Raw genomic sequence first — 16,656 nt, 5'->3', positions numbered from 1 at the left:
GCGCGCGGTGCCGCGATCCCACAGGTTCTGCGCCCTGTTTTGTTATTGCGCAGTGCTCGCCTGGAAATCGGCGATCTGTTGCCACATCGCGATCGGATTGGAATACATCGGGAAATGCCCACACTCGGGAATGGGCGCCAGCCGCACACCTTCTGCCTGGATGTGTGGCAAGTAGGACAATGACGCGTTCCGTTCGCCGTACATGAACATCCGCGGGCACTTCAACCCGAGGAACTTGCTCATCAGGTCGGCGTTATCGGAGAGGTCGACCATCGACTGAAAAATCCCTCGCACCGCACCGGCACGCACCTTGTGCCGCAAGCTCGCGGAATAGAGTGCGCTGGCATACGCCGGGGCGTGCCGGGCACGTTCGATGAAGGCAGCGAAAAACGCCTCGGGATCGTCGCTCGGATAATCGACTATCTGCCGGCTGAGGAAGCAGTCTTCCGGGGCGATATTGCCCTCGATATCGACGAAGCTAAGCACCCGATCCGGGAACTGATGGGCCAGCATCAGCGCGGTCAGCCCGCCCATCGAGTGGCCGACCAGATGGAAGCGCTCGATACCGAAATGCGCCAGCACCTGCAGCGCCGTCTGCAACAAAAAGGGAATGGAAATCCTGGAAAGGTCACTGCACTGGCTTTCTCCGCAACCCGGTGCGTCGTAAGCGATGAAAGGGTGACCGGCAAACGCGGGCTGATGCACGATATCGGCGTAGTCCTCCTTGGTCGAACCAAACCCATGCAGGAACACAATCGGCGCCAGGTGGCCGTCGCGATGGATGGCGGCCACGTTCAGCTGGACACCCTCCACCGTCAGAGGGAGTTGCACGTGAGTGAACATTTCTGGTGAGGGCAAGATGTTGGACTCCTTGAGCGGAAAGGTTACGCCGAGCCTGGGTTGCCGGCAGCCAGGCTCGCAATTTCAAGGGAATCGGGTGTTCTGTAAATTCCTGATTGAGGAAGGCTTTCATAGGCCAATCCTATCAATCGGTGTTCGCACACAGTCCTTGGGCCAACTCACACCTTGGCCCGGAACCGGGCAACGACGTCCTCCACCACCGGATTGGGCCGATCGGCATTCCAGGCCACTGCGGTGGTCACGACATTGAGCTTCTGGCTCAGCGCCCGAAACACAACGTTGTCCGGCGCCAGTTTTTTCAGTGACGCCGGCACCAGTGCGATGCCTTGGCCATAGCTGACAAAAGCAATTTGCGAAGCGACGGAACGCACTTCATGCAGCACCCGAGGGGAAAACCCGCTGGCCCGGCAGGTCGCGATCAGATTGTCGAAGTACACCGGGCTGACCTTGCGGGAAAACATCACCAACGGCTCATTGGACAGACTGGACAGACTGATGCGTGTGCGCGAAGCCAAGGGGTGATCACTGGGCAGCGCCACCACCAGGCGATCCTCCAACAGCGGCAGTGAATTGATCGAAGCGCCAAGATCACCGTCCAGCCGGGCGAAGGCCAAATCGATATCACCGGCCTCCAGTGCCGGGACGGCTTCGACGCTGTCGATTTCGCGCACGGACACGGTGAGGTGCGGGTAATCGTTCTTCAGCTGCTCGATCAGCCCCGGCAACACATCGAACATCGCCGTGGAAATCGCACCGATGGTCAACATCCCCGACTGCCCCGCCACCGCCTCCTCCACGGCGAGCTCCAGACGCTCCAGTTGGTCGGCGAACTTGCGCACCGCCGGCAGGATCGCGGCGCCAACAGGGGTCAGTTTCGCCCCGCGTCGCGAACGGTCGAACAGCTTGACCTTGAGCGCCTGCTCCAGCACCTGGATCTGCTCGCTCAGCGGTGGCTGGGACATGCCCAGCCGCTTGGCCGCGCGGCCGAAATTCTGTTCTTCGGCCACCGCGAGGAACAACCAGAGATGACGAATCAGACGAAAATTGATCATGATTTATCCATAGGTTTAGCGTATCCAACGCTTCTGTGATTCGTAATATACCTATCAAATGCTCTCGCAGACACTGGGCGCCTCCGTCACCACTGGGGCTTTTCCAATGATTAACAAGAGCATGATCCACAAGAGTTTGCTGGATCGCTTGGCGGCGCTGGATACCAATACGGTTTCCGATGCGCTCGACTTCCTCGGCCTGCCGGGTGCCACCGTTGGGCTGCGCCCGTTGTGGAACTGCCCAAGGATCGTCGGCCGCGCCAGCACGGTGCTGCTGGCGCCAAAATCCGACAGTGCGCCCACAGTGCACCTGATTACCCCGGTGGTTGAACAGATCGACAGCGACGATCGCGTGCTGGTGATCGCCGGTGGTATCGAAGGCATCTCCTGCTGGGGTGACATCCTCGCAAACGCAGCGGCCGGCAAGAAAGTGCGCGGCACGGTGATCGACGGTTTCAGTCGCGACATCGACGGTAGCGAAGCCATCGGTTACCCGGTTTACGGCCGTGGCGTGACCATGATCAGCGCGCGCAATCGGGTGGTGCAGATCGATGCTGGCGTGACGATCAACGTCGCCGGCGTCGATGTCAGCGAGAACGACTATGTCATCGCCGATACCTGCGGCACGGTGTTCGTGCCCTCAACCCATATCGAGAAAGTGGTCGACCTTGGCGAGCGTATTGCTCGCCGCCAGGACGGCATGGTCGAGGCAGTCCGCAGCGGTCGCTCGGTAGCCGAAGTGATGCATGACACCCAATTCGAAGCGATCCACGTGGAGCACGCCTGATGAACATCGAAGACAAAGAACTGGTCGCCTTGTTTGAAGGTCTGGACACTCCGGGTATCTCCGATGCCCTGGACAAACTTGGCCTGCCCGGCCAATGCCTCGGTTTGGCGCCACTGGACAACTACAGCAAGGTCATCGTCGGTCCGGCGTTCACCGTGCAATACGTCTCGGCTAGCGTACCGCCTGGCACCGTGGGCGATTTCATCGAAGACGTGGCGCCCGGCGACGTGGTGGTCATCGACAACGGCGGCCGCACCGACTGCACCGTCTGGGGCGACATCATGACCCAGTACGCCGGCACCCGGCAGATCGCCGCCACGGTCATCGACGGCGTATGCCGTGACGTGAACAAGGCGCTGGGCGATGGCTATCCGATCTTCAGCAAGGGCCGCTTCATGCGTACCGGCAAAGACCGGGTGCAGGTGCAGTCGGTCAACCAGCCAGTGTCGATCGGCACCGCACGGGTCTGCTCCCGAGACATCGTGGTCGCCGACGCCAACGGCGTGGTGATCGTGCCTCGCGCGCGTGCGGCGGAAGTGGCGGCGTGTGCCCGTCAGATCGAATCGGTCGAAGCCGACATTCGTGCCCTGATCGCTCAGGGCAAAACCCTTAAGGAAGCCCGGGCCGCCCTGGGCTACCACAGCCTGCAGAGGAAAGCCTGATGAGCACGCTCCCCTTCCCCGCGGATTTTCACCAACGGGCAAAAGTACTGGGCAGTTCGACGCTGTATGAAGCGTCCCATCTGCCCTGCGCGGTCGACAGTGTGATCCGCCCGATCTGGGACGGCGCCTTCATCGCCGCCCCCGCCTACCCGCTGGAATGTTCGCCGGGCGACAACCTGGCCCTGCACCTGGCGATGGAACGAGTGCCCCGTGGCAGCGTACTGGTCGTGGGCACGGGCGGTTTCATCGCCGGTTACTGGGGCGAAGTGCTCACCGTGGCGGCCGAAGCGGCTGGCGTGGTAGGTCTGGTGATCGATGGCGGCGTACGCGATATCGCGGCCCTGAAGAAACGCCAGTTCCCGGTATTTGCCCGTGGCATCTCGGTCAAAGGCACGGTCAAGGCCAGCGCCCCGTCGGTGGGGCAACCGTTCAATTTCAACGGTGCCTTGGTGGCTCAGGGTGATCTGGTGGTGGCCGACGATGACGGCGTCATCATCATCCCCAAGGCGGATGCGGCGCGTACCCTGGCCGAAGGCGAGGTGCGCGCGAACAAGGAAACGCAGATGATGCAGGCGCTGACCGAAGGCCGCTCGACCCTGGAACTGATGAACCTGACCGAGTGGAGAACCCGCGCATGAGCCTTGATATCCAACGACTGAACCAGCGCCTGGCCAGCGCGCAACCTTCCGCGACCTACCGGATCATGGACCGGGTGGCGGAACGCCGGGCACAAGGCGCGAAGATCATTTCGCTGTGCGCCGGCGAGCCCGACTTCGATACCCCCAGGCATGTGCGCGAAGCGGCCATTAATGCCATTGAACACGGCCATACCCGCTACACTCAGGTCGCCGGGGTCCGTTCACTGCGAGAAGCAGTGGCCGCCAAATTCCGCCGCGAGAATGGCCTGGACGTCACCTGGCAAGACACCCTCGTCTGCAACGGTGGCAAACAGGTGATCTACAACGCCCTGGCTGCAACACTCAACGAGGGCGACCAGGTTATCGTGCCGGCGCCGTACTGGGTCAGCTACCCGGAGATGGTGCAACTGTGCGGCGGTGAAGCGCGGATCGTCACCTGCGACGCCGACACCGGTTTCAAGCTGACGCCCCCGGCACTGGCCGCCGCGATCACCCCGCAAACCCGCTGGTTGATCCTCAACTCACCGTCCAATCCCACCGGCGCGGTGTACAGCGAGGCTGAGCTTCGCGCACTGGCGGCGGTGTTGCTGGATCACCCCCATGTACTGATCCTGGCCGACGACATCTATGAGCACCTGATCTTCGACGATCAAGCGTTCCATACCCTGGCCCAGGCGGAGCCACGACTAGCTCCGCGAACCCTGACCATGAACGGTGTCTCCAAGGCCTACGCCATGACCGGCTGGCGCATCGGTTTTGCCACCGGGCCGCGCTGGTTGCTGGAGGCCATGGAAAAACTGCAAGGCCAGCAAACCTCTGGCGCCAGTTCGATCTCGCAACAGGCGGCACTCACAGCACTGGAGGGGCCTAAGGATTTCATCCACGAAAGCCGTGTCGTGTTCCAGCGCCGCCGAGATTTGATGGTGACGCTGCTAAACGACATTCCAGGACTCGAATGCGCGGCTCCAGCAGGTGCGTTCTATGCATTCGCCTCCTGCGCCGGACTGATTGGCCGAACGTCCCCAGGCGGGCGAGTTCTGCACACCGACGAAGATGTGGCGCATGCGCTGCTCGACGAAGCGGATGTGGCCGTGGTGCATGGCAGCGCCTTTGGCCTTGGCCCCTATATTCGCATTGCCTATGCTCTGGATGACGCTTCATTGTGTCAGGCTTGCGAGGCCATCCGGGCGTTCTGTAGCGCCCTGCGTTAACCCGTAGGTGAAGAACGTGCAATATTTCGCACTCGATTACACTTGCAGCGATCGGCAGATTCCTGCTGAGAACTGCAGCTTCGAGGCTTCTAGATGAATATGATCGAGGCGATGGAGATATTCGTTGCTGTTGTTGAGCAACGTAGCTATACGCGCGCAGCGGAAGCTCTCCAGTTGCACCGCCCTGCACTCTCGAAGGCTATCCAGAACCTTGAGAGTGAGTTGAACGTCCAGCTGCTTCATAGAACCACTCGACGGGTCAACGTCACTCCGGAGGGTGAGGAGTTTTACAACCGATGTAAGCAATTATTGGGCGATCTTGCAGATACCTTCGACTGGTTTTCGCCCACACGCCCACCGCGAGGCAAGCTACGGGTGGACGTTCCTGTCGTACTGGCAAAAGCGATCATCATTCCTGCGCTTCCCGGGTTTCGAGACCTCTACCCACAAGTCGAACTGACGCTGGGATCGACTGATCATCAAATTGATCTCATTGCTGAGGGCATAGATTGCGCCGTCCGCCTGGGCGAGCTGGACGACTCGAGTTTGATAGCGCGCCGTATCGGGTTGGTGCCTATGGTGACCTGTGCCGCGCCTTCTTATCTTGAGCGATTCGGTACGCCTAAATCCCTGGATGAACTGGATAACCACCTGGCAGTCAACTTCCTCATTGAGCATCGACGCAAGATCATGCCGTGGAAATTTCAGGATGGAGATGGCGTCATTTCCGTCAAAGTCCAAAGCGGGATCGTGGTCGACGACTCCGAAGCTTTTCTCTCTTGCGGCCTGGACGGGCTCGGATTGCTTCAAGGATTGCGGCCCTCGCTACAGAGGCATATCGACTCGGGAGAACTGATTGAAGTCCTTCCGCAACTGCGTACAGTCGCAAAGCCCGTATCAATGCTCCTGACCGACCGTCGTCACCTTTCACCAAAAGTTCGTGTGTTCATGGAGTGGTTGATGGAACTGTTCTCCGAGGCAGGTCTTAAGTGAGAGCGATTGGTAACGACACAGTACTAATCAAGTTCTAATCGGGCCGTTTATCCCCCATTCAGCAAGGCCTAAATTGCTCCTCGAATCAGGGCGAACACTCAGTTCGTCCCCACTGTATTTTTCAATCTGTCTATTCGAGGACGCGCCATGGATATGCAACTTGCTGGAAAAACTGCTTTGGTAACCGGTGCTAGCCAAGGGCTCGGACGAGCCATTGTCAAAAGCCTGGCCGCGGAAGGTGTGAAGGTATTTGCTACTGCGCGAAACGAAGAGCTGTTGGCCAGTTTGGCAAGCGAAATCACCGATGCGGGTGGTATAGCACCGATCACCTTCGTTCAGGATTTTGTCGCGGCTGACGGCCCAGAAAGAATTGCAAGTGCTGCTCTGGCCGCTATAGGTCACATCGACATCCTGGTCAACAACGCGGGCGGCAGCCGTCCGATGGACATTGATGCTCCTGAAGAACAATGGATCGAAGGCATGACGCTGAACTTTGACCGTCATCGTCAGCTGACCCAAAAACTGTTGCCAAACTTCCTTCAGCGTAAGTCCGGAGCAATCATCAGCCTCTCCGGCAATCTTGAGCCGGAAGTCGTCAACGCGGCAATGGTGGCTAAAGCCGGTATCGTCGTATGGTCAAAAGGTCTTTCTGAACAGCTTGGCCAGCACGGTATCACGGTGAACTGTGTACAGCCTGGGCTGATCGATACGGCTCAGATCCGCCGTCTGTATCCGGGCGAAGAGCGTAAAAAATTCGCCGACCGAGAGATTGCACTGCGTGACTTTGGCCAGCCTGAAGATGTGGCTAACGCAGTGACCTTCCTTGCTTCCCCTCGCGCAAGCTACATCACCGGCACTGTACTGCTGGTGGATGGCGGTATGCGTCGCTACTCGTTCTAACTCACCCGTCTCAGGGCTCGGGCCACCGCCACGATCGGATGGTTCCCTGCCCTTGAGCAGAGGGAGAAATGCAGATGAAAACGGCTCTTCACGTTGGCGCTCCCACAAATCGATCAACGCATTGCGACCTGCGTGTAATCCACGACCTGTGCGTAATGGCGCATTCGGGCCCTCCAGTGGTCCGTAAAAGGCGCTCTCGTGGATGGGAAAGCTCCCGGATAGCCCTCTAGTGGTGCAATCAATCCGAAGGTAAGCGCACCCGGTCGAAAAACTTTGGCCATTCGGCCACACTCTTTCATCAATAAAAGTGATCCGTTGAGCTGAATATTTGTCGCTTTTTTTGCAGATTCACACTCATTACTTTGGCCGGACAACACCTACAAAAACAAGGTCCAGCCCATGTCTATGCCTGAAGTCATAAAACCTGCTGTGCGCAGCAATTACCGCTGGGTGGTTGCGGCCCTGATTTTTCTGATTTACACCATTGCTGCCGCCGACCGGGCCAACCTGGGTGTCGCGCTGCCGTTCATTCGTAAAGAGTTTGAAATGAGCAATGCCGAGGCCGGTGGCTTGATGAGCCTGTTTCTGCTGGCCTATGCCCTGGCACAAATCCCTTCCGGGTTTGCCTTCGGCCGTTTCGGCGTCAGCAGGATCCTGCCTGGCGCCATGGTGCTGACCTCATTGCTGACCGGCCTGGTGGGTACTGCCAGCTCACTGTTGGCATTGAAACTGTATCGCCTGGGACTTGGCGTCGCTGAAGGCCCACTGCCGATCAGCATGACCACGACCATCAACAACTGGTTTCCAGCGCGGGAAAAAGGCACCGCCTCAGGGATATTTCTGTCCGCCGTCAAGTTCGGGCCAGTGATCGTGCCACCGCTCTGTGCAGTGATCATTTCGGTATGGGGCTGGCGAGAGATCTTCTACTTTTTCGCCCTGCCCGGCATCGTACTGGCGGTGATCTGGTACTTCATGGTCACCGATCACCCCTCCCGGAGCCCGTTCGTCAACGCAGCCGAACTCAACTACATCATCGAAGAAACCGGCAGCACTGAAGCGACTCAGCCAACCCGCCCCCGGAAGATTCCAGCCTGGGTGGGCAAACTCGATCGAGTCATACGTGCACGCCATGAAACGCCCCTGGAAACCAACCGGCAGGTGTTCAAGTCCTGGAACATCTGGGGCTGCGCCACCAGTTATTGCTTCCAACTGGGCGTATCGAGCGTACTGCTGGCCTGGATTCCGACCTACCTGATGACGGTCAAACAGTTCTCGATCATGAACATGGGGCTGGTGTCGGCTGCGCCATGGGTGGGCGCCGTGCTCGGCAACTTGCTGGGTGGTTTCTGCTCGGACCGGCTGATGGGCGGGCGGCGCAAACCCGGCATGCTGCTGTCTGCGCTCGGCACGTCGCTGATGATGTATCTGCTGATCAATTCGCCCGCCGAACCCCTGCCCTATGGCTTGTTGCTGATGCTGACCGGTGTTGTGCTGAGCCTGGGCTTCTCCTCCTACATGGTTTACCCAATGGGGCTGACCACCAAAAAGACGTTCCCCATCTCCAACGCCATCGTGAACATGGTCGGTCAGTTGGGTGCCGCAGCGACGCCGTTCATTACCGGACTGCTACTGGACAACTATGGCTGGAACTATGTGTTCGCCTGGTTGGCGGTCGGCTCATTTATCAGCTTCATCCTCTTGCTGACCATTTCCGAGCCTCGGGCGAGATTGAACGCCCCGGTTTGAAGTGCATTGCGAACAAAGCCGAGCCGCTCATGTGAGCGGCTTCTGTTTGAACGATTCTGTCATCACTGCGAGGCGTTACACATGTCCCCCCAAGACAAAGAATTGGTTGCCCTGTTTGAAGGCCTGGATACGCCGGGTGTGTCCGATGCCCTGGATAAGCTGGGCCTGCCTGGCCAGTGCCTGGGCATCATGCCACTGGACAACTATCGGCAAGTGGTGGTCGGGCCAGCCTTCACCGTGCGCTACGTCAGCGCCAGTTGCCCGCCGGGAACGGTCGGAGATTTCATCGACGATGTGGCCGAAGGCGACGTGGTGGTGATCGACAACGACGGGCGCACCGATTGCACCGTCTGGGGCGACATCATGACCCAGTATGCCGGGAGCCAACGGATTGCAGCGACCGTTATCGACGGTGTCTGCCGAGATGTCAGCAAGGCACTCGGTGATGGCTATCCACTGTTCAGCAAAGGCCGGTTCATGCGTACCGGGAAAGATCGGGTCGAAGTAGCGTCGGTCAATCAGCCGGTGTCCATCGGCCAGGCCCGCGTGTGCGCCAGAGACATTGTGGTCGCCGATGCCAACGGCGTGGTCATCGTGCCTCGGGAGCGTGCCAGTGAAGTGGCCGCCTGCGCCCGCTCGATCGAAGCAGTGGAAGCCCGTATCCGCGCCCTGATCGCTGAAGGCAAATCCCTCAGGGAAGCCAGGTCAGAGCTGGGTTACCACACCCTGCAACGCAAGTCCTGATCACGAGAAAGGGCGAGCACCCACCTCTGTGAATGCTCACCCTTTGATCTTGAAGATGCACCGATAACAGGTCAGACCGTCAGCGGTTTTTCTCCTGTATCACCCTGAACATCCAGCGCAGTTGCATGACGCTCGGCCTCATCCTCACTCACCAACTCGCCCTCCCATTTGGCCACCACCGCGGTTGCGATGGAATTGCCCACCGCGTTGGTCGCCGAGCGGCCCATGTCCAGAAAGGTATCGATCCCCAAGATCAGCAGCAGACCGGCTTCGGGGATATCGAACTGAGTCAGCGTCGCTGCAATGACCACCAGCGAAGCACGCGGCACGCCGGCCATGCCTTTGGAGGTCAGCATCAGCGTCAACAGCATGGTGATCTGCGTACCGATAGACATCTCGATGCCATACGCCTGAGCGATGAACAGCACGGCAAAGGTGCAGTACATCATCGAGCCATCCAGATTGAAGGAATAGCCCATGGGCATGACGAAACTGGAGATTCTGCGTTTGACTCCAAAACGATCCAGCGCGTGAAGAATCTTCGGGTAAGCCGACTCGGAACTGGCAGTGGCAAAAGACAGAAGGAAAGCTTCTCTGATCAACACCACCAGTTTGAACACACGCCGTCCGAGGAACATCCAGCCGGCAAACACCAACATGACCCAGAGCACGATCAGCCCGAAATAGAAGTCGCGCATGAACACGGCGAACTTGACCAGAATGGACAGGCCGTTGATGGCAACGGTTGCTGCCATGGCCGCCATCACCGCCAGTGGTGCAAGCTTCATCACATAACCGGTGACCTTCAACATTGCGTGGGACAGGTCTTCGATGACATTCACCAGGCCGGCGGCTTTCTTGCCCAAGGAGGCCAACGCAACGCCGAAAAATATCGAGAACACCACGATTTGCAGAATTTCGTTGGTGGCCATGGCCTCTGCGAAGGATTTGGGCACCAGATGGGTCATGAAATCCTTGAGGGTGAATACCGACGTTTGCAAGTTGGTCGTACTGGTCACGTCTGGCAGCGGCAATCCCAGGTTGTGCCCGGGCTGCAACATGTTCGCCATGACCAACCCCACCGACAGCGAGATCAATGAGGCTGTTACGAACCAGCCCAGTGCCTTGCCGAATACCCGGCCGATAGCGCTTGCATCCCCCATATGAGCGATGCCCACCACCAGGGTCGAGAACACCAGAGGAGCGATGAGCATTTTGATCAGGCGTAGAAAAATGTCAGAGATGATCGAGATATAACCGGCGATCCTGGTTGCCATCGCTTTGTCCGGGAAGTTCAGGAAAATCATGTAACCGATAAGAACCCCCAATAGCATGGCGATCAGAATGCCTGCCGCAGCCGGTAGCCTGTTTTTCATTAGGTGTAACCCCTTCTTATTGTTGTTGCGTCGGTTACGCGCTGTAACCACGTAGTCGGAAAACTACCCTAGCCCCACCTCCTCAATAAGAGCGGATCACGCTCTAGCTGATATGCCCAAATGCTATGGCCCGGCACCCAGGCTCGGCACCTTTGCGCAAGGCTGCTGCTCGGTTTTGCTCTTCCCATAATGTGTGGTTATCGCCGTTCCCTGCTGCGCTACGCGTTCACCGCCAAGCTATACAAAACAGGCATATCTCAAAGACAAAAACGGTAGTCGTCGGCAGCAATCAGCACTCCCAGAATGTGTGAAAACACAAAAGCAGCACTGCTTGGGAGACTGGCATGTCAACAGAAGCTGAACAAACCGTGGGGCAGGATTGGCAGGAGGACGTGTTCCGCGTGCTCAAGGCCCACGACGTCAAACATGTGGTCTTCGTACCGGATGCAGGCCACTCGGCGGCCATCCGCATGTCGTATGCCGACCCGGACATCAAGGCCGTGGTCCTCACCACCGAAGAAGAAGGCATCGGCTACCTCGCCGGCGCCTGGCTGGGCGGTGAACGCGGTGCCCTGTTGATGCAATCCAGCGGCGTCGGAAACTGCATCAACACCCTGGCACTTCAGGTCTGTGCCGGTTTTCCGCTGTTGATGGTGGTGACCATGCGCGGTGACTGGGCCGAATTCAACGCGTGGCAGAACCCCATGGGCCAGGCCACCGAAGCCTCCCTGAACCTGATGAAAGTCATGACCTGGCGCGCGGACGTTCCCGAAGACGTCGCCCCGCTGCTGCACGGCGCCGCGACCATGGCCTTCAACGGTGATTCCGCCACTGCCCTGCTGCTCGGCCAGCGCCTGATTGGAGAAAAGAAATGGGTCAAATAAGCGCCAACCACACCCTGTGCCGCCGCGAAGTGGTCAAGGCCTTGCTGGCCGACCGCAAGGACGTGCTGGTCGTGACCGGCCTGGGCTCGGCGTCCTATGACGTCATGGCCGCCGGTGACCACGACCTGAATTACTACCTCTGGGCCGCCATGGGCAGCGCCATCACGGTCGGCCTGGGCCTGGCGAATGCCCAGCCGGACAAGTCGGTGGTGGTGGTCACCGGCGACGGCGAGTTGCTCATGGGCTTCGGCGCACTGGCCACCGTCGCGCTGCAAAAACCCGCCAACCTGACCATCGCCGTGCTGGATAACGGTCACTTTGGCGAAACCGGCATGCAAGTCAGCCACGCGGGTTTTGGTATTTCCCTGGACCAAGTGGCGAAGACCTGCGGCTTCAGCTGGACCGACGAAATCCGTGACATGCAAGGCGTGCATGACCTGCGCGAGCGCTTCGCCACCCGCGACGGCGTCAAGCTCGCAACGATCAAGATCAAAGCTGAAAACCCGCCACGGGTGCTGCCACCGCGTGATGGTCACTACATCAAGAATCGCTTTCGTGCGGCGCTGGGTTTCAACCCGATCTGATTGCGCCCTACCCGGACCGGGTCACGCCGGGCTGATGCCAGGCGTGGCACGTTGAGGAGAATAATAATGACTGATCGCAACGCTGAAGAACTCAATGCCATCCGCGAGGGCGTACGCGCTCTTTGCGCAGAATTCGATGCCGCTTACTGGCGCAAAATCGACGAAGAAAAAGGCTTTCCAGAAACCTTCGTCAAGGCCCTGACCGACGCGGGCTGGCTGGCGGCGATGATCCCGGTTGAATACGGCGGCTCCGGCCTGGGGCTGGCCGAGGCCTCGGTGATCCTCGAAGAAGTGAACCGCTGCGGCGGCAACTCCGGGACCGTGCACGGGCAGATGTACAACATGTTCACCCTGCTGCGACACGGCAGCGAGGCGCAGAAAAGTTACTACCTGCCGAAACTGGCCAACGGTGAATTGCGCCTTCAGTCGATGGGAGTGACCGAGCCCACCACCGGCACCGACACCACCAAGATCAAGACTACTGCCGTACGCAAAGGCGACAAGTACGTGATCAACGGGCAGAAGGTGTGGATCTCGCGCGTTCAGCATTCCGACCTGATGATCCTGCTGGCACGCACCACGCCGTTGGCCGACGTGAAGAAAAAGTCCGAAGGCATGTCGATCTTCCTCGTCGACCTGCGCGAGGCCATCGGCAATGGCATGACCGTGCAGCCCATCGCGAACATGGTCAATCACGAAACCAACGAGTTGTTCTTCGACAACCTGGAAATCCCCGCTGACAGCCTGATTGGCGAAGAAGGCAAAGGCTTCCGGTACATCCTCGACGGACTGAATGCCGAACGCACCTTGATCGCCGCCGAGTGCATCGGTGACGGTCGCTGGTTTATCGAAAAGGCCAGCGCCTATGCCCGCGACCGCGTGGTGTTCGGGCGCCCGATCGGGCAGAACCAGGGCGTGCAGTTCCCGATCGCCGAAGCCCACATCGAAATCGAAGCGGCCGACCTGATGCGCTGGCGTGCCTGCGAGGAATACGACAGCGGCATCAACGCCGGGGCCAGCGCCAACATGGCCAAGTACCTGGCGGCCAAGGCGTCCTGGGAGGCCGCGAATGCTTGCCTGCAAACCCACGGCGGATTTGGCTTTGCCTGCGAATACGACGTCGAGCGCAAGTTCCGCGAAACCCGTCTGTATCAGGTCGCACCCATCTCCACCAACCTGATCCTGTCGTACGTTGCCGAACACCTGCTCGAACTGCCGCGCTCTTTCTAATAACAAGAGAGATAAACATCATGAGCCAGCCCAAAGGCCTCCGCCCGCTCGATGGCATTACCGTCGTCAGCCTTGAGCATGCCATTGCAGCGCCCTTCTGCACCCGCCAACTGGCCGACCTCGGCGCCCGGGTGATCAAGGTCGAACGTCCAGGCACAGGTGATTTCGCCCGGGGCTACGACCAACGCGTCAACGGCCTGGCTTCGCACTTCGTCTGGACCAACCGTTCGAAAGAAAGCCTGACCCTCGACCTGAAGCAGGACTCGGCCACCGAGGTGCTGGACAGTTTGCTGGCCACTGCCGACGTGCTCGTACAGAACCTGGCACCCGGTGCCGCTGCGCGGATGGGATTGTCATTTGAGGTGTTGCACCAGCGCTTTCCACGCCTGATTGTCTGTGACATTTCAGGCTATGGCGTCGGTGGTCCCTATGAGAAGAAGAAAGCCTACGACTTGCTGATCCAGAGTGAAGGCGGCTTTCTATCGGTCACCGGCAGTCCGGGCGAGGACGAAATGGCCAAGGCCGGTTGCTCCATCGCCGACATCGCGGCCGGCATGTACGCCTACACCGGGATTCTGTCTGCCCTGCTGCTGCGCGAACGGACCGGCGAAGGCAGCCACCTCGATGTGTCGATGCTCGAAAGCCTGGTCGAGTGGATGAATTACCCGATGTACTACGCCTACGACGGTGCGCCTCCACCCCCTCGCGCCGGTGCAGCGCACGCCACCATTTACCCCTATGGCCCCTTCCCCATCGGTGACGGCACCACCGTGATGCTGGGTTTGCAGAACGAGCGTGAATGGCAGCTGTTTTGCGAGAAGGTGCTGCTTGCCCCCGAACTGGCAAAAGACCCGCGTTTCTCGGCCAACTTCAAACGCGTCGAGAACCGCAATGCGCTACGGGAACTGATCATCGAATCGTTCTCCACGCTCAACTTCGATGCAGTGATCGATCGCCTCGACCATGCGCAAATCGCCAACGCCCGGGTGAATGACATGCAAGGTGTCTGGGACCACCCGCAACTTCAGGCTCGTGACCGTTGGCGAGCCGTTGAAACCTCTGCCGGCCCCATTCCAAGTCTGATCCCGCCCGGCAGCAGCAGCGCATTCGAGCCGCGCATGGATGCCGTACCGGGCCTTGGTCAACACACCGAACAGTTGCTCAGGGAACTGGGGCTGGGCGCGGAGCGCATTGAAGAAATGCGCGCCGCCGGGGCCATCTGACTGCAACGATAAAAGATTTTCGAGAGAACACTGCCCAATGAAGATCCTCGTAGCTGTGAAACGCGTGGTCGATTACAACGTGAAAGTTCGTGTGAAAGCGGACCATTCCGGCGTCGACCTCGCTAACGTCAAGATGTCGATGAACCCGTTCTGCGAAATCGCCGTAGAAGAAGCTGTACGCCTGAAAGAGAGCGGTATTGCGACTGAAATCGTCGTCGTTTCCATCGGCCCGTCCACCGCTCAAGAGCAACTGCGCACCGCGCTGGCCCTGGGTGCCGACCGCGCCATCCTCGTCGAATCCGCTGAAGACCTGACTTCCCTGGCCGTGGCCAAGCTGCTCAAGGCGGTGGTCGACAAGGAACAGCCTCAGCTGGTGATCCTCGGCAAACAAGCCATCGACAGCGACAACAACCAGACTGGCCAGATGCTCGCGGCATTGAGCGGCTACGGTCAGGGCACGTTCGCGTCCAAAATCGAAGTCAGCGGCGACAGCGTTGCCGTGACCCGCGAAATCGACGGCGGCGCGCAGACCGTTTCCCTGAAGCTGCCGGCCATCGTCACCACCGACCTGCGTTTGAACGAGCCGCGCTACGCATCCCTGCCAAACATCATGAAAGCCAAGAAGAAGCCTCTCGAGACGCTGACTCCGGACGCTTTGGGCGTTTCCACCGTCTCCACCAACACAACCTTGAAAGTCGAAGCGCCGGCTGCACGCAGCGCGGGCATCAAGGTCAAGTCGGTGGCTGAGCTGGTGGAGAAATTGAAGAACGAAGCGAGGGTGATCTGAATGACGATTCTGGTAATTGCTGACTATTCAAATGACCAGCAGGACAACAAAGTGCTGGCCCCGGCCACGCTGAACACCGTGGCTGCCGCCGCGAAAATCGGTGGCGACATCCACGTTCTGGTGGCCGGCGCAGGTGTTGGTGCCGTGGCTGAAGCCGCGGCGAAAATTGCCGGTGTGGCGAAAGTGTTGGTGGCCGACAACGCCGCCTACGCGCATCAACTGCCGGAAAACGTTGCCCCGTTAGTGGCAGGTCTGGTGATCGAGCAGCGCACGATTTACAGCCATGTGCTGGCCTCGGCCACTTCCAACGGCAAAAACATCCTGCCGCGCGTAGCCGCTCAGTTGGACGTTGATCAGATCTCCGAGATCATCTCGGTCGAAAGCGCCAACACCTTCAAGCGCCCGATCTACGCCGGTAACGCCATCGCCACTGTTCAATCGAACGCTGCGGTCAAAGTAATCACCGTGCGGGCTACCGGTTTCGACCCGGTGGCGGCTGAAGGTGATTCAGCGGTCGTCGAAGCGGTCGCCACCGTTTACGACGAGGGGAAATCCAGCTTCGTCGGTGAAGAGCTGGCCAAGTCCGATCGTCCGGAACTGACCGCCGCCAGGATCGTCGTTTCCGGTGGTCGCGGCCTGCAGAACGGTGACAACTTCAAACACCTGTACGCCCTGGCCGACAAGCTGGGCGCTGCCGTCGGTGCTTCACGCGCTGCGGTCGACGCAGGTTTCGTACCCAACGACATGCAGGTCGGTCAGACCGGCAAGATCGTTGCGCCACAGCTGTACATCGCCGTCGGTATCTCCGGCGCGATCCAGCACCTGGCCGGCATGAAAGACTCCAAAGTGATCGTGGCGATCAACAAGGACGAAGAAGCGCCGATCTTCCAGGTGGCCGATTACGGCCTGGTGGCGGATTTGTTCGAAGCGATTCCAGAAATGGCCGCCCTGGCCTGATCACCGACCGACAGGAGCGAC

The 16,656-nt window shown here is 59.4% G+C and carries 17 protein-coding genes; 14 read left to right on the top strand and 3 right to left on the bottom strand.

Going from position 1 to position 16,656, the window contains the following annotated elements:
• Positions 1–42 precede the first annotated feature (42 nt).
• Positions 43–858 (bottom strand): alpha/beta fold hydrolase, encoded by an 816-nt coding sequence (locus LOY28_RS08975; RefSeq protein WP_026286601.1) that lies wholly within the window; start codon positions 856–858, stop codon positions 43–45.
• Between the two features lie 161 nt (positions 859–1,019).
• Positions 1,020–1,913, bottom strand: a complete 894-nt coding sequence (locus LOY28_RS08970) for a LysR family transcriptional regulator (RefSeq protein WP_018928348.1) — start codon at positions 1,911–1,913, stop codon at positions 1,020–1,022.
• 121 nt (positions 1,914–2,034) lie between these two features.
• Here LOY28_RS08970 and LOY28_RS08965 point away from each other — a divergent pair, with 121 nt between their 5' ends.
• From LOY28_RS08965 to LOY28_RS08930, 8 genes are all read left to right on the top strand, one after another.
• Complete coding sequence (locus LOY28_RS08965) at positions 2,035–2,700, top strand: RraA family protein (protein WP_019581913.1); 666 nt, start codon at positions 2,035–2,037, stop codon at positions 2,698–2,700.
• Positions 2,700–3,362 carry an RraA family protein gene (locus LOY28_RS08960; RefSeq protein ID WP_258613371.1) on the top strand — a complete coding sequence of 221 codons (663 nt, stop codon included), beginning with the start codon at positions 2,700–2,702 and terminating at the stop codon, positions 3,360–3,362. The genes LOY28_RS08965 and LOY28_RS08960 overlap by 1 nt, the downstream gene beginning before the upstream one ends.
• Positions 3,362–4,000, top strand: a complete 639-nt coding sequence (locus tag LOY28_RS08955) for an RraA family protein (RefSeq protein WP_018928351.1) — start codon at positions 3,362–3,364, stop codon at positions 3,998–4,000. Before LOY28_RS08960 ends, LOY28_RS08955 begins: the two co-directional genes overlap by 1 nt.
• Positions 3,997–5,211: a pyridoxal phosphate-dependent aminotransferase gene (locus tag LOY28_RS08950; protein WP_258613370.1), complete on the top strand. Its 1,215-nt coding sequence runs from the start codon at positions 3,997–3,999 to the stop codon at positions 5,209–5,211. Before LOY28_RS08955 ends, LOY28_RS08950 begins: the two co-directional genes overlap by 4 nt.
• Before the next feature lie 93 nt (positions 5,212–5,304).
• The gene (locus LOY28_RS08945; protein ID WP_258613369.1) at positions 5,305–6,204 is read left to right on the top strand and encodes a LysR family transcriptional regulator; all 900 of its coding nucleotides are present in this window, start codon (positions 5,305–5,307) and stop codon (positions 6,202–6,204) included.
• A gap of 147 nt (positions 6,205–6,351) precedes the next feature.
• A complete protein-coding gene (locus LOY28_RS08940; RefSeq protein WP_258613368.1) occupies positions 6,352–7,104 on the top strand; it encodes an SDR family NAD(P)-dependent oxidoreductase in 753 nt (250 codons plus the stop codon).
• Between the two features lie 399 nt (positions 7,105–7,503).
• On the top strand, positions 7,504–8,850 hold the full coding sequence (locus tag LOY28_RS08935) for an MFS transporter (protein WP_258613367.1): 1,347 nt from the start codon (positions 7,504–7,506) through the stop codon (positions 8,848–8,850).
• Between the two features lie 81 nt (positions 8,851–8,931).
• Positions 8,932–9,594, top strand: a complete 663-nt coding sequence (locus LOY28_RS08930) for an RraA family protein (protein ID WP_018928358.1) — start codon at positions 8,932–8,934, stop codon at positions 9,592–9,594.
• Between the two features lie 71 nt (positions 9,595–9,665).
• On the opposite strand, the gene LOY28_RS08925 is transcribed toward LOY28_RS08930, so the two are convergent.
• On the bottom strand, positions 9,666–10,970 hold the full coding sequence (locus LOY28_RS08925) for a dicarboxylate/amino acid:cation symporter (RefSeq protein ID WP_258613366.1): 1,305 nt from the start codon (positions 10,968–10,970) through the stop codon (positions 9,666–9,668).
• Positions 10,971–11,314: 344 nt separating this feature from the next.
• Between LOY28_RS08925 and LOY28_RS08920 the strand changes: the two genes are divergently transcribed.
• From LOY28_RS08920 to LOY28_RS08895, 6 genes are all read left to right on the top strand, one after another.
• Positions 11,315–11,854, top strand: a complete 540-nt coding sequence (locus tag LOY28_RS08920; protein ID WP_007896342.1) for a thiamine pyrophosphate-binding protein — start codon at positions 11,315–11,317, stop codon at positions 11,852–11,854.
• Positions 11,842–12,438 (top strand): thiamine pyrophosphate-dependent enzyme, encoded by a 597-nt coding sequence (locus LOY28_RS08915; protein ID WP_258613365.1) that lies wholly within the window; start codon positions 11,842–11,844, stop codon positions 12,436–12,438. Before LOY28_RS08920 ends, LOY28_RS08915 begins: the two co-directional genes overlap by 13 nt.
• Positions 12,439–12,504: 66 nt before the next feature.
• Positions 12,505–13,668, top strand: a complete 1,164-nt coding sequence (locus LOY28_RS08910) for an acyl-CoA dehydrogenase family protein (RefSeq protein ID WP_258613364.1) — start codon at positions 12,505–12,507, stop codon at positions 13,666–13,668.
• Between the two features lie 20 nt (positions 13,669–13,688).
• Positions 13,689–14,891 (top strand): CaiB/BaiF CoA-transferase family protein, encoded by a 1,203-nt coding sequence (locus LOY28_RS08905; protein WP_168206158.1) that lies wholly within the window; start codon positions 13,689–13,691, stop codon positions 14,889–14,891.
• A gap of 37 nt (positions 14,892–14,928) precedes the next feature.
• Positions 14,929–15,678, top strand: a complete 750-nt coding sequence (locus LOY28_RS08900; protein ID WP_258613363.1) for an electron transfer flavoprotein subunit beta/FixA family protein — start codon at positions 14,929–14,931, stop codon at positions 15,676–15,678.
• Positions 15,679–16,635 carry an electron transfer flavoprotein subunit alpha/FixB family protein gene (locus tag LOY28_RS08895; RefSeq protein ID WP_258613362.1) on the top strand — a complete coding sequence of 319 codons (957 nt, stop codon included), beginning with the start codon at positions 15,679–15,681 and terminating at the stop codon, positions 16,633–16,635.
• Positions 16,636–16,656 lie beyond the last annotated feature (21 nt).

Origin of the sequence: Pseudomonas sp. B21-017 (assembly GCF_024749245.1) — a bacterium.
Taxonomy (GTDB): Bacteria; Pseudomonadota; Gammaproteobacteria; order Pseudomonadales; family Pseudomonadaceae; genus Aquipseudomonas.
This window is presented reverse-complemented; position numbering and strand designations above follow the sequence as displayed.

What these genes read in the sequence shown, in the direction of transcription:
- LOY28_RS08970 (WP_018928348.1), bottom strand. Translation starts at nt 1,913, where the DNA reads ATGATCAATTTTCGTCTGATTCGTCATCTCTGGTTGTTCCTCGCGGTG.
- LOY28_RS08965 (WP_019581913.1), top strand. Translation starts at nt 2,035, where the DNA reads ATGATCCACAAGAGTTTGCTGGATCGCTTGGCGGCGCTGGATACCAAT.
- LOY28_RS08960 (WP_258613371.1), top strand. Translation starts at nt 2,700, where the DNA reads ATGAACATCGAAGACAAAGAACTGGTCGCCTTGTTTGAAGGTCTGGAC.
- LOY28_RS08955 (WP_018928351.1), top strand. Translation starts at nt 3,362, where the DNA reads ATGAGCACGCTCCCCTTCCCCGCGGATTTTCACCAACGGGCAAAAGTA.
- LOY28_RS08950 (WP_258613370.1), top strand. Translation starts at nt 3,997, where the DNA reads ATGAGCCTTGATATCCAACGACTGAACCAGCGCCTGGCCAGCGCGCAA.
- LOY28_RS08945 (WP_258613369.1), top strand. Translation starts at nt 5,305, where the DNA reads ATGAATATGATCGAGGCGATGGAGATATTCGTTGCTGTTGTTGAGCAA.
- LOY28_RS08940 (WP_258613368.1), top strand. Translation starts at nt 6,352, where the DNA reads ATGGATATGCAACTTGCTGGAAAAACTGCTTTGGTAACCGGTGCTAGC.
- LOY28_RS08935 (WP_258613367.1), top strand. Translation starts at nt 7,504, where the DNA reads ATGTCTATGCCTGAAGTCATAAAACCTGCTGTGCGCAGCAATTACCGC.
- LOY28_RS08930 (WP_018928358.1), top strand. Translation starts at nt 8,932, where the DNA reads ATGTCCCCCCAAGACAAAGAATTGGTTGCCCTGTTTGAAGGCCTGGAT.
- LOY28_RS08925 (WP_258613366.1), bottom strand. Translation starts at nt 10,970, where the DNA reads ATGAAAAACAGGCTACCGGCTGCGGCAGGCATTCTGATCGCCATGCTA.
- LOY28_RS08920 (WP_007896342.1), top strand. Translation starts at nt 11,315, where the DNA reads ATGTCAACAGAAGCTGAACAAACCGTGGGGCAGGATTGGCAGGAGGAC.
- LOY28_RS08915 (WP_258613365.1), top strand. Translation starts at nt 11,842, where the DNA reads ATGGGTCAAATAAGCGCCAACCACACCCTGTGCCGCCGCGAAGTGGTC.
- LOY28_RS08910 (WP_258613364.1), top strand. Translation starts at nt 12,505, where the DNA reads ATGACTGATCGCAACGCTGAAGAACTCAATGCCATCCGCGAGGGCGTA.
- LOY28_RS08905 (WP_168206158.1), top strand. Translation starts at nt 13,689, where the DNA reads ATGAGCCAGCCCAAAGGCCTCCGCCCGCTCGATGGCATTACCGTCGTC.
- LOY28_RS08900 (WP_258613363.1), top strand. Translation starts at nt 14,929, where the DNA reads ATGAAGATCCTCGTAGCTGTGAAACGCGTGGTCGATTACAACGTGAAA.
- LOY28_RS08895 (WP_258613362.1), top strand. Translation starts at nt 15,679, where the DNA reads ATGACGATTCTGGTAATTGCTGACTATTCAAATGACCAGCAGGACAAC.